The following is a 12,007-nucleotide window of genomic DNA, read 5'->3' on the forward strand; positions in this document are numbered from 1 at the left end:
ATTAGAGCGAGCACTCTAATTTCGTGGGGTGGTGCGCCGGTGTCAAGGTCGCCAGCCGACAGGAACTCCGCCATCTTCCCGCAATGATAGTATGTAATCTGCCCTACAATTGTCGCGTTTGATGGATCAAATTATTAGATTGACTAATCTAATAATTATTCGATGCAGATTGCCCGATCTCGAGGCCGGCAGCTTGGAGCGCCCGTGTTTGCGATCCGACTGGCCTCACCAATGGAAAGCCAATGAAATGAGACGTACAGTTGAGTTGAAAGTCATGCTTGCTGCGCTCATTGCGCTCGCCATGACGGGTGGTGTGGCGCACGCCTCCGGGGAGGCGGCCGCGTCCGTTCCTGTCGATAGCGCGGCTATCAGCCGTACGGTGTCGACACTCGTGGCCGACAGCCGCCCGCAGGAGTGGACCCGGTCCTTCGCCGGCATCTTCGTCGCTCGCGAGGAGATTGCGGTCGGCACGACCTTGACCGATCAGCGTATCGCCAAAGTCGAAGTCGAGATCGGCGACCGGGTTGCGGCCGGGCAGGTGATTGCCCGGCTCGAGACCGACATGCTGGAAAACCTTCTGCGCGAGGCGGAGGGCCGGGTGGCCCGTGCGGGTGCCACGATGGCGCGGGAGGCGGAAACGGTCACGCAGGAGCAGAGGAAGCTCGCCCGGGCCCGGCAATTGCGCCACCTTCAGGCCGAAACCATTCTCGAGGAGCGTGTCTCTGCGCTTGCGATCGCCGAACAGGCGGTGAAGGTCGCACGGGCCGACTACGAACAGGCGGAAGCACTCGAGGCCGAGGCATGCCGTAAACTCGAACGCGCCGTGATCGTGGCTCCCGCCGCAGGCATCGTCTCCGAGCGGCTCGCCCGTGCCGGTGCGCTTGCGGGCTCTGACCCGCTGGTCAAGCTGATCCGCGAGGGCGAGATCGAGTTTGCGGCCGAAGTTCCGGAAACGGAACTGCCGCTACTTGCCGTCGGCCAGGTCGTCAAGGTCAAGCTCTCCGGCCGCAGTGACTGGATCGAGGGCAAAGTGCGCGTGATCAATCCGAAGATCGACCGCGAAACCCGGCTCGGAACCGCGCAGGTCACGCTGAATACCAGCAAGCCGCCCTTTGCCGGCACCTTCGGCCGGGCGGAGATCGTGGTGGCCGAACGCAAGGCGATCATGGTCGACGATTCCGCGCTGCTTTACGGGGCTCCCGACGGCACGGTTTCGGTCTTCGTCGTCGATGCGGGCAAAGTGGCGCGCAAGACGGTTCAGCCGGGCATGCGCCAGGGTGGCAAGGTCGAGATCGTCTCCGGGCTTGCAGCCGGTGACCGGATTGTTCTCAAGGCCGGGGTGTCGCTGCGTGAAGGCGAAGCGGTCCTGGCGAAAGATGTCCAGCCGGCGCAGACGGGCAAGCAGCAATGACCAGCAACATTTCTGCCTGGGCGATCCGAAGGCCCGTTCCGACGATCGTTCTCTTCGTTGTCCTCACATTGATGGGCATCGCCTCGTTCCTGCGGCTGCCGGTCAACGCCAATCCGAGTGTGTCGTTTCCGGTCGTGACGGTGACGATCACGCAGCCGAGCGCCCAGCCGGCCGAAATGGAAACGCAGGTCACGCGCCGTGTCGAAGGCGTGGCCGCCGGCCTTGTCGGGGTCAGCCATATGCGCTCGACCATCACCAATGGCGTGTCGACGACCACGGTCGAATTCAAGATCGGCACCGATCCCGACCGTGCCGCCAACGACGTGCGCGAGGCCGTGGCGCAGATCCGCTCCGACCTGCCGCAGTCGATCCAGGAACCCATCGTCTCGCGCCTCGATGTGGATGGCAGCGCCATCGTCTATTACGCCGTACGCGCCCCCGACATGTCGCCCGTGGAGCTCTCCTGGTTCGTGGACGATACGATCAACAGCGAATTGCTGACGCTGCCCGGCGTGCAGAAGGTGCAGCGGCTCGGCGGCGTCAATCGCGAGGTCCGGGTATCGCTCGATCCCGAGCGTCTGCTGGCGGTTGGCGTGACGGCCGACCAGGTGAATACGGCACTGCGCGAGATCAACACCAATATCCCGAGCGGACGCGGGGAGATCGGCGGCCGCGAGCAGTCGATCCGCACGGTCGGCAGCGCCGGCTCGGTCGAGGAGCTCTCGCGCCTGTCGATCCCGCTGTCAGGTGGCCGCTGGGTGCAGCTCTCCGACATAGCGACGATCGAGGATACGTCGTCCGAGCCGCGCAACTTCGCGCGCGTCGACGGCGAGCCGGTCGTCAGCTTCTCGGTTTCGCGCAGCAAGGGATCGAGTGACACCGTCGTTGCCGACGCCGTTGCCGCGCGGTTGAAGGAGATCCGCGCACGTATGCCCGGCGTCGAATTCACGGAGCTGATCTCGCTCGTCGAATACACGCAAGAAAGCTACGACGCGGCTGTCACCGCCCTGATCGAAGGTGCGATCCTGACGGTCGTCGTTGTCTTCGCCTTCTTGCGCAACTGGCGAGCGACGCTGATTTCTGCACTTGCCATGCCGCTCTCCATCCTGCCGACCTTCGCGGTGATGGACCTGCTCGGCTTCACGCTCAACGGCATCAGCCTGCTGGCGCTGACGCTCGTCATCGGCATTCTCGTCGACGACGCGATCGTCGAGATCGAGAATATCGAACGCCACGTCGACATGGGCAAACGCCCGTTCATCGCGGCGATCGACGCGGCCGATGCGATCGGTCTTGCCATCGTCGCCACGACCCTGACGATCGTCGCGGTCTTTGCGCCGGTCAGCTTCATCGGCGGCGCCGTCGGGCAGTACTTCAAGCAGTTCGGCCTGACGGTCGCGATCGCCGTGCTGTTCTCGCTGGCGGTGGCACGCCTGCTGACGCCGTTGATGGCGGCCTACCTGCTGCGACCGAGGGGCGGCCATGGCCATGCCGGCAAGCCATCGCGTATCGCCAACGGCTATCGACGCTTGCTCGGTTGGACCCTGGATCATCGCAAGACGGCTTTGTCGCTGGTCGCGCTGATCTTCATCGGCTCGATCGGGCTCTTGACCATGCTGCCGACCGGCTTCCTACCGACGAGCGACAGCAACGTCTCGCAACTCAAGATCATCTTGCCCCCCGGCACGCGGCTCGAAGAAACCGCCCGCATTTCCGATGATCTGGTCGGCCAGATCAAGGCGCGGCCGGAGGTCGAAAACGTTCTGGCGACGGCGGAAAACCTCAACGAGGTCTCCCTGCGCATCAAGCTCAAGCCGCGCAAGGAGCGCGGGCCCGATCGCAAGTCCTTCGAGCTGTCGCTCCGCCCGCTGCTGGCTGCAACGCCCGATATCCAGGCAACGTTCTCGTCCGTCGAGGGAGCCAAGGATCTCTCGATCTATCTGACGAGTGACGATCCGGAAGCGCTGATGGCTTCGGTACGGCGTCTTGAAAAGGAGATGCGTGCGCTTCCGGGCTTGGTCAACGTCCAGTCCACCGAGCCGCTGCTTTCGCCGGAACTGCTGGTCAAGCCGCGCTTCGACGAGGCAGCAAGGCTCGGTGTCTCGGTGACCTCGATCGGCACCGTCGCCCGCATCGCCACGATGGGTGACAGCGAAAGCAATTCGGCGCGCTTCAACCTTGGCAACCGCCAGGTGCCGATCCGGGTCATGCTCGACCAGGCGGCCAGAGGTGACGTCGACACGCTACGCAATCTGAGGGTCGGCACGAATGCCGGCACGGTGGTGCCGCTGACCTCGGTCGCCGATATATCCTTCGGTGCGGAGGAAAGCAGCGTTGAACGTCTCGATCGCAAGCGTCTGATCGCCGTCGAGGCCAATCTCAACGGCATCACGCTCGGGACTGCGTTCGAGGCGATCTCGGCCCTACCGGCCATGACCGAACTGCCCCTGGGCGTGTCGCAGGCCAACTACGGCGAAGCCGAATATATGTCGGAGATGTTCCGCAACTTCGCGCTTGCACTGCTGGCCGGCATCCTGATGGTCGCGGCGGTTCTGGTGCTGCTCTTCAAGGACTTCCTGCAGCCGATTACCATCCTGGTGGCCCTGCCTCTGTCGATCGGCGGAGCGGCGCTCGCCATGCTGCTCTTCGGCGCTTCGCTCGATCTCTCGTCGACGATCGGCATCCTCATGCTGATGGGCATCGTCTGCAAGAACTCGATCCTGCTTGTCGACCATGCGATCGAGTGCCGCAACGAGGGTGCCGATCGGCGAACGGCCCTGCTGACGGCAGGCGTCACCCGCGCGCGACCGATCATCATGACGACCATCGCCATGGTGGCCGGCATGGTTCCCGCCGCGATCGGCGTCGGCGCCGATGCCGCCTTCCGGGCGCCGATGGCAATCGCGGTGATCGGAGGCCTGATCACCTCGACGATGCTGAGCCTCGTCTTCGTGCCCGTGATGTTCACCGTGATGGACGACATCAACACGAAGCTCGGCCGTCGGCTGAAGAGGCTCTCTTCGGTGACGGACGAGGATCATGCCGCGGATGCTGCGCGGATCGGCAAGGAGGGTGCGCGCGGCGTCGCCGGCTAGGGTGGCGAGCACAAGTGCTGGCTCAATCGATCAAGGCGCGTTGCACGGAATTTTCGTGCAGCGCGCTTTGCGTTCCCGACCTATTCGAAATAGTTGACCAGCCGCGTTTCGCCGACAGCGTGAACGCGGCAATCGACGTCGAAGATCGCCTGAAGGCGGGACGGCACGATCATGTCTTCCGGCGACCCCTCGAAGGCGAGGCGACCGGCCTGCATCGCGACGATGCGGTCGGAATAGGCGGAGGCGAAGTTGATATCGTGCAGGACGACGACCACGGTCTTGTCGAAGTCGTCGGCGAGGCGCCGCAACAGCTTCATCGTTTCGACTGCATGCTTGATGTCGAGATTGTTCAGCGGCTCGTCGAACAGCATGTAGTCGGTGTCCTGGCAGAGCACCATGGCAATGAAGGCACGCTGGCGCTGGCCGCCGGAGAGTTCGTCGAGAAAGCGGTTCTGATAGGGTTCAAGCCCGAGATAGGCGATCGAGCGCTCGATATGTTCGGCGTCGGCTGCCGTCAGCCGCCCCTTGGAATAGGGATAACGGCCAAAGGCGACGAGGTCGCGCACGCTGAGGCGGGCGGTGATGTGGTTGTCCTGGCGCATGATCGAGAGCCGCCGGGCAAGCACGTCGCCAGCCGTGCGGCTGACGTCGAGACCGTCGACCAGCACCTTGCCCGTATCCATCGGCATCAGCCGGCTGACGATCGACAGCAGCGTCGACTTGCCGGCACCGTTCGGACCGATGATCGAGGTCAGGCCGCCGGCGGGCAGCGTCAGCGACACCCGGTCGACCACCGCATTGCCACCGTAGGATTTCGTCACCTCTTGGATTTCGATCATCGGGCGGAACCTCGGACCAGCAGGAAGATGAAGACAAGGCCACCGAAGAATTCGATGACGATGCTGAGCGCCGTGTTGAAGGAAAACAGCCGCTCGAGGATGACCTGGCCGCCGACGAGCGTGGCGATCGCGATGCAAACGGCGACCGGCAGCACGTAGCGGTGGCTGGCGGTCGGCGTCAGCTGCCAGGCGAGACTTGCGACCAGCAGGCCGAAGAATGTCACCGGCCCGACGAGCGCAGTCGAGACCGACACCAGCACGGCGATCAGCACCAGCAGAAGGGTGACGACGCGCTGATGATCGACGCCGAGGCCGATCGACGCTTCTCGGCCAAGCGAGAGCACGTCGAAGGTCGGCGAAAGCCGCCACAGAACGAAGGTCACGGCCAGGGTAGCGACGGCGGCAATGCCGAGCAGATTGGCATCGATGCTGTTGAAGCTTGCAAACAGCCTGTCCTGCAGCACGACGAACTCATTGGGATCGAGGATGCGCTGCAGGAAAGACGACAGGCTGCGGAACAGGCCGCCCAGGATGACGCCGACCAGCATCAGAAGATGCAGGCTGCGGCCGGCGCCGGAAAACAGCGCCCGAAACAACAGCAGCGAAAGTCCGACCATCACCGCCGTTTCGACAAGGAACTGCAGCCGCGGATCGACGCTGCCGGCGCCCGCAGCACCCAGGAAAAACACCATGATCGTCTGAAGCAACGTATACATGGCATCGAAGCCGATGATCGATGGCGTCAGGATGCGGTTGCCGGAGATCGTCTGGAACAGGACCGTCGAGACGGCGATCGCATAGGCGACCAGCACCATGCCGAGCAGTTTCGTGCCGCGGAAGGAGAGAAGGAAGGACCAGCTCCCCTTGGCACCGATGGTCATGAAAGCGACCATCGACACGAGTGCAAGCGCGGCCGAAGCAAGCAGGATGGTGGACGGGGCGATCCTCTTGGCATCAGCCTGCATGGGAGCGCCTCGAAAGCAGGAGATGGAGAAAGATCAGGCTGCCGATGACGCCCATGACGGCTCCCACGGGGATCTCGTAGGGAGCGATCAGGAGCCGCCCGACGATATCGCAGGCGAGCACCAGGCCGGCGCCGGAGACGGCGACCACGGGCAGCGTGCGCCTGAGATTGTCGCCCATGATCAGGCTGACGATGTTTGGAACAACGAGACCGAGGAATGGGATCATGCCGACAGTGGCGACGACCGTTGCCGTGACCATGGAGACGATGGCGAGCCCGAGCGTTACGGCCCTGTCGTAGTTGAGGCCGACATTGCGTGCGATCGCCTCGCCCATGCCGATGACGGTGAAGCGCGCGGCGGTCGCATAGGCGACGAGGGTGAGCGCGAAACCGATCCACAACAGCTCGTAGCGACCGCGCAGCACCACCGAGAAGTCACCCGACATCCAGGCCCCCATCGACTGCATCAGGTCGTAGCGATAGGCGATGAAGGTGGTGATGGCGTTGACGACGCCGCCGAGCATGAGGCCGATGAGCGGAACCATCAGCGCCGAGCGCAAGGGAATGCGCCGCAGGATCTGCAGGAACAGGGCTGTGCCGGCAAGCGCTGTCAGCGCCGCGAAAACCATCTTGCCGGCGACCGGCAGGTTGGGGGCGATGAGCATGGCAAGCAGCATTCCGAGCGCGGCGGACTCGGCGGTTCCCGCCGTCGACGGCTCAACGAAACGGTTGCGCGCCAGCATCTGCATGATCGTACCGGAGACCGCGAGGCCGGCGCCTGCGAGCATCAGCGCAAGTGTGCGCGGCAGGCGGCTCTCGACCACCAGGAACCAGCCACGCCCGTCGTCGGCTGCGGCAAGGCTTCCGACGCCAGTGAAGACGCTGGCGGCGGCAAGCAGGAGGATGACGGGGATGGGAATCAGGGCCGGCTTCATCATACGGGCCTGCTCTGCCTGTTGTTCGTTTTGACCACCGCCTGCATGTCCCTTGCCCGTTTGCGCTCGACGCCCTCGTGGAAGGCTCAAGCTTGCCACCGCGCAGTGGCACTCCGCGGACGGTTCGCCTTAGTCTTATATATGATCGGCTTCGTCAAGTTTTCTGCGGCATCTTCGGCAAGCGGAAGCTGTGCATTGCCCTCGCCGGAAAATCGCGCTACGACGACCGATAAAAGATGAGGAAAACAGTCATGAATATATCTTCGATTTCTAATGGTCTGCGCAACCTCGTCATTGCGGCGGCATTCGCAGTCGCCGGCGCGCCGGCCGCCATGGCCGAGACGCTGAAGATCGAACACAGCAGCGGCGTCACCGACGTGGAGAAAAACCCGAAGACGGTGCTGGTTTACGACTTCGGCATGCTGGAGACGCTGGATATGCTCGGCATTCCCGTTGCCGGCGTTCCCGGCGCGGCAATCCCGCCTTCGCTCGAAAAATACAAGGCCGACAGCTATCCGAAGATCGGCACGCTGTTTGAGCCCGACTACGAAGCCATCAATGCCGCAGAGGCGGACCTGGTGATCGTCGGTGGTCGATCGCAGGCGAAATATGCCGATGTCGCCAAGATCGCGCCGACGATCGATCTGACCTCCGACGACAAGGATCTCATCGGCAGCGTCAAGAAGAATGCCGAGATTCTCGGCCAGATCTTCGGCAAGGAAGCGGAAATCAAAGCGAGCGTCGAAAAGCTCGATGCCTCGATCGAAAAGCTTCGCGGCATTGCGGCTGAGAAGGGCACCGGGCTGATCCTGCTCACCACCGGCGGCAAGATCAGCGCCTATGGCAAGGGATCGCGTTTCGGCGTGTTGCACGATGTCTTCGGCATCAAGCCGGCCGATGCGGAACTGCAGGTAGCGACCCACGGTCAGGCGGTTTCCTACGAGTACATTCTCGAGACCAATCCCGATTGGATCTTCGTCGTCGACCGCGATGCGGCAATCGGCCAGCAGGCGCAGCCCGCAGCGGCATTGCTCGACAACGAACTGGTGCGCCAGACGAAGGCCTGGAAGGACGGCCACGTCGTCTACCTCGACTCCGCCAAGCTCTATCTGACGGCCTCCGGCCTGAAGTCGCAGCAGGATATCGTCGACCAGCTCACGCAGGCACTCGAGAAGAAGTAGGGCTCGGGCGGCAGCGCTCGCTGAGTGCGATGTGATCGGACGGCCGCGAACATATCTCTCGCGGCCGTTTCATTGTTCAGGGAGACCCGACAGGAGGAGCAGATCATGCTGAAAGCGTCCAGCGGCTTCCTTTCGGGAAGAGCTCTCGACTGGAGTGAGAGCGAGAAGAGGGCTTGACGGGCGAGGAGCCGTTTCAAGGACGCTGAGACGGCGTTTTTGGGGTTAAAGTTAAAAGGGGAGCCAACACCAAATACCTTTAGATCTTACGGTATTTTTCTGGGTTGGCTCCGTTTTTGAGGAATAAACAATATTGTAACTTGATTTATATCGCTTTCATTAAAATACATTTCGAATTTTATGCTTTTTTTAAATGACAAAGCGGAACGAAATCCGCAATCAATCAATGTATTCTTTACGCTTACTCTGGTTTACGCTTACGCCACGCGCTGGGTTGAAGGGCATTAGCGGATTAAGATCCTCCGAAACCCAGGCTGTTTTCGTTCATACTCAGGAACGAAACGCCAATGTGACTCCAAACGCGGGCGCGCGGAAGCTACCAATTCTGGTTAGTGGTTTGTAATTATTGGCTGTTTGTGGCGTAATCCGCAGTCCCAAGCCGTTGTTATGGCGTCAAGATTCACGCGCACCAGCGCGACTGTGGGCACCAAACATGCGGTTGTGTGCCCCGCTTCCTCGCGCGAACGGTCGACCCGCTTCGCCCGAAGCGCAAGTTTACTAGCTCTAACGAAGTATTATTAGGTATATCGACCTCGCGAAATGAGTAGGCGATACCGGGAATACCTCGGCAGCTAATCCGTTTTCTCGTCTCGGAAGGGCTGCGCCTCGCGGAAATGGATGGCCCGTCGTGTGCGGCGGAACGGCGATCACTGCCATCTTGATGACGTTTTTCACGCCCCCAATAAGGGGGTCGATCGCAGTGTAACCCAAAGATGGTTCGATTTATAACGATTTAAGAACGCTTATGAAGCGCCTCTAATCCTTTTGGGTTGTTTCGTAATGAAGATCTTTACGTTACATTAGCTATCGCGAATTTTCCCGGGGCGGGAAGATATCGTGATGCATAGTGGTTCCGAATAAATTTTCTGAAAGTGTGGTGCACAGCGGGAAAAACGCAGCACCCATAAAAACAAATGGAAAAATCCTAGGAGGGCGTAATGTATCCGGGAAGCTCCAGCGTTGGTGATTTTGAAGAAAACAACAAGGCTTTATCGCAGAAAAAAAAGATTGTCATGCTTGCCAAGATCGATCTGTTTGCCGAGTGCCTGATGCAGGCGGTCGGCTCGCGGTTTCAGGGGCACGACATCGTCTGCTTTTCCGATCCGGACAATCTGTTGGACGGCAGTCTCGTCGACGTGACGTTGATCATGCTCTACCGGATGCCGGCCAAGTCCTTTCCAGCAATCTTGCGGACGATCCACGAGTTCCACCCCAAGACCTCGATCGGTCTGGTGGTGGAGAATGCCGACGAGCTCGATCCGTCGATTGCCGGCTTCGTTGAAGAGCGGTTGATCCATGGCGTTTTGCCGTTGAACCTGAACCTGGACGTCTGCCTTGCGGCCATCGATTTACTGATGAAGGGAGGCGAGCACTTCCCAGCCGCCTTACTGCGACGGCTTTCGCCCGAGCCCTTCGCCGCGAGCAGTCTCTATGGCCGGCGGGCAGAGCTGTCCGGATCCGGTCCGGCCGCAGGCGCAGGTCGGCGCAAGCGCGATGCCGGACCTGACGGACTGACGACCCGCGAAGTTCAGATCCTCGATCTGATCTGCAAGGGAACGCAAAACAAGATCATCGCGGATCGTCTTGGATTGTCGGAAAATACCGTCAAGGTTCATGTCCGCAACATCTACAAGAAGATGAACGTCCGCAACCGCACGGAGGCGGCGTCGCGTTACTTCACCAACGATGCGGCGGCCGAACGGGGTGGCGACACGCTTTCGTCGCGCTGGAAGAACTAGGCTCGAAGAACTAGGCTCGGCAGCGTCGGCCAAACACTTCATTTCTGTGCCTCGACGTGGTCGAGAGCGCAGATGTTGGTGTTTGGATATCGTCTGTGAGGCCCCGTTTGCCGCGTTCCCGTGATCTGGTCTGTGGCGAAGCGTGGTCGCCACGGCGGAACACGCGACCGGCATCCGCATGACGGTCTACTCCCCTGAGAATGGCAATGTTTCTTGAGCGATCCGATAGCCCGCTGTGACTTCAAGATGGTTAACAAGGTATTAGATGATTATGTTGATTGGATTATAATGTAACTATTCGTGATTATGTTTCCGATTATTTTATTCCTATTTCAGATTACATTATATCAATCCTTATTGTTTTAGTTGACGCGCTAATGGTTATTTGATAATTAACTAATATTGAAATTGAAGATAAGTAGATTTTCGGATGGATTGTAGAATTATAGTTCTGTCGGGTTGTGCGTGAATTTGTAATAAAGAACAAACTCCTTATTATATTTCCATTGGCAGCCCGTCTCCAATCACCATGAGAAATGGTGTGTACAATAATTGGAGGTGTGTATGCGAAAGGTCGTTCCGGGGCCGTTGTCTGTCGTCGGGCAACGGGAATTTCTAAAGAAGATTTCAGGAATACCAAGGAGAATTCTAGTAACAGGTGGAGGCGGGTTTCTTGGCTCTCATATTTGCGAAAGACTTCTTTCTCTAGGTCATACGGTTATTTGTCTCGACAATTTTTCAACCGGACGGCGTGAAAACCTCTCTCATTTGGTGCAGAACCCGCATTTCCACATCATCGATCATGACGTTCGCAAACCCTATCTGATTGACGCCGACGTCATCTTCAACTTTGCCTCTCCCGCATCGCCGCCCGACTATCAGGCCGATCCGGTTGGCACTCTCATGACGAACGTCCTTGGCGCGCTGCATGCACTCGAAAATGCGCGCGCCACCGGCGCCACGGTCATCCAGTCCTCGACTTCGGAAATCTACGGCGATCCGCTCCTCAGCCCGCAACGCGAGGTCTATTTCGGCAATGTCAATCCGATCGGCCCGCGTGCCTGCTACGATGAAGGAAAACGGTCGGCCGAAACCCTGTTCTTCGACTACCACCGATCCCATCGGGTCAAGATCAAGGTCGCGCGCATCTTCAATACCTACGGTCCGCGCATGCGTCCGGACGATGGCCGGGTGATCTCCAATTTCGTCGTTCAGGCCCTGCTCGGCAAGGACCTGACCATCTATGGCGACGGGCAGCAGACCCGGTCCTTCTGCTATGTCAACGACCTGATCGACGGCTTTCTCCGGCTTTCGGTCTCGGCGGATGACTGCATCGGCCCGATCAACCTTGGCAATCCTGGGGAGTTCACCGTTCTCGAACTTGCGCAGATGGTGCGGTCTCTGACCGGGTCGCGCTCGCGCATCGTTCACCAGGCGGCGGCCGTCGACGATCCTCGCCAGCGCCGTCCCGATATCTCGCAGGCGCTGACCGAACTCGCCTGGGAGCCGAAGGTCATCCTGCGCGACGGGCTTGAGCGCACTATCGCCTACTTCGAGGAGCGCCTCAGCGCGGCCGATCGCGCAACGGCGGGACAGGCGGTATGAG

At 60.4% G+C, this 12,007-nt stretch carries 8 protein-coding genes; 5 read left to right on the forward strand and 3 right to left on the reverse strand.

Annotated elements, in window-relative coordinates:
- Positions 1–247: 247 nt before the first annotated feature.
- Positions 248–1,411 (forward strand): efflux RND transporter periplasmic adaptor subunit, encoded by a 1,164-nt coding sequence (locus tag ACTJKM_RS02370; RefSeq protein ID WP_440659901.1) that lies wholly within the window; start codon positions 248–250, stop codon positions 1,409–1,411.
- Positions 1,408–4,506, forward strand: a complete 3,099-nt coding sequence (locus ACTJKM_RS02375) for an efflux RND transporter permease subunit (protein ID WP_440659902.1) — start codon at positions 1,408–1,410, stop codon at positions 4,504–4,506. The genes ACTJKM_RS02370 and ACTJKM_RS02375 overlap by 4 nt, the downstream gene beginning before the upstream one ends.
- 80 nt (positions 4,507–4,586) lie before the next feature.
- Here ACTJKM_RS02375 and ACTJKM_RS02380 read toward each other — a convergent pair whose 3' ends face one another.
- From ACTJKM_RS02380 to ACTJKM_RS02390, 3 genes are read right to left on the reverse strand one after another with little or no spacing between them, the layout of a single operon-like run.
- Positions 4,587–5,345, reverse strand: a complete 759-nt coding sequence (locus tag ACTJKM_RS02380; RefSeq protein WP_058325314.1) for an iron ABC transporter ATP-binding protein — start codon at positions 5,343–5,345, stop codon at positions 4,587–4,589.
- Positions 5,342–6,310 (reverse strand): iron chelate uptake ABC transporter family permease subunit, encoded by a 969-nt coding sequence (locus tag ACTJKM_RS02385; RefSeq protein ID WP_058325313.1) that lies wholly within the window; start codon positions 6,308–6,310, stop codon positions 5,342–5,344. The genes ACTJKM_RS02380 and ACTJKM_RS02385 overlap by 4 nt, the downstream gene beginning before the upstream one ends.
- Positions 6,300–7,244, reverse strand: coding sequence for an ABC transporter permease (locus tag ACTJKM_RS02390; RefSeq protein ID WP_058326904.1), 945 nt, complete (start codon positions 7,242–7,244; stop codon positions 6,300–6,302). Before ACTJKM_RS02390 ends, ACTJKM_RS02385 begins: the two co-directional genes overlap by 11 nt.
- A gap of 251 nt (positions 7,245–7,495) precedes the next feature.
- On the opposite strand from ACTJKM_RS02390, the gene ACTJKM_RS02395 reads away from it, so the two are divergent.
- The 3 genes from ACTJKM_RS02395 to ACTJKM_RS02405 all read left to right on the forward strand — a co-directional run bounded on the left by ACTJKM_RS02395 (position 7,496) and on the right by ACTJKM_RS02405 (position 12,006).
- Entirely contained in the window at positions 7,496–8,425 is a 930-nt protein-coding gene (locus ACTJKM_RS02395) for a siderophore ABC transporter substrate-binding protein (RefSeq protein WP_110880657.1), read from the forward strand.
- 1,175 nt (positions 8,426–9,600) lie between these two features.
- On the forward strand, positions 9,601–10,401 hold the full coding sequence (locus ACTJKM_RS02400; RefSeq protein ID WP_057254501.1) for a helix-turn-helix transcriptional regulator: 801 nt from the start codon (positions 9,601–9,603) through the stop codon (positions 10,399–10,401).
- A gap of 564 nt (positions 10,402–10,965) precedes the next feature.
- The gene (locus ACTJKM_RS02405) at positions 10,966–12,006 is read left to right on the forward strand and encodes a UDP-glucuronic acid decarboxylase family protein (RefSeq protein ID WP_440659903.1); all 1,041 of its coding nucleotides are present in this window, start codon (positions 10,966–10,968) and stop codon (positions 12,004–12,006) included.
- Position 12,007: the final 1 nt, after the last annotated feature.

Source organism: Ensifer sp. 22460, from assembly GCF_052044935.1.
Taxonomy (GTDB): Bacteria; Pseudomonadota; Alphaproteobacteria; order Rhizobiales; family Rhizobiaceae; genus Ensifer.

Bases quoted from the DNA above. Each gene is read 5' to 3' on its own strand.
- ACTJKM_RS02370 (WP_440659901.1), top strand. From the start codon at position 248: ATGAGACGTACAGTTGAGTTGAAAGTCATGCTTGCTGCGCTCATTGCG.
- ACTJKM_RS02375 (WP_440659902.1), top strand. From the start codon at position 1,408: ATGACCAGCAACATTTCTGCCTGGGCGATCCGAAGGCCCGTTCCGACG.
- ACTJKM_RS02380 (WP_058325314.1), bottom strand. From the start codon at position 5,345: ATGATCGAAATCCAAGAGGTGACGAAATCCTACGGTGGCAATGCGGTG.
- ACTJKM_RS02385 (WP_058325313.1), bottom strand. From the start codon at position 6,310: ATGCAGGCTGATGCCAAGAGGATCGCCCCGTCCACCATCCTGCTTGCT.
- ACTJKM_RS02390 (WP_058326904.1), bottom strand. From the start codon at position 7,244: ATGAAGCCGGCCCTGATTCCCATCCCCGTCATCCTCCTGCTTGCCGCC.
- ACTJKM_RS02395 (WP_110880657.1), top strand. From the start codon at position 7,496: ATGAATATATCTTCGATTTCTAATGGTCTGCGCAACCTCGTCATTGCG.
- ACTJKM_RS02400 (WP_057254501.1), top strand. From the start codon at position 9,601: ATGTATCCGGGAAGCTCCAGCGTTGGTGATTTTGAAGAAAACAACAAG.
- ACTJKM_RS02405 (WP_440659903.1), top strand. From the start codon at position 10,966: ATGCGAAAGGTCGTTCCGGGGCCGTTGTCTGTCGTCGGGCAACGGGAA.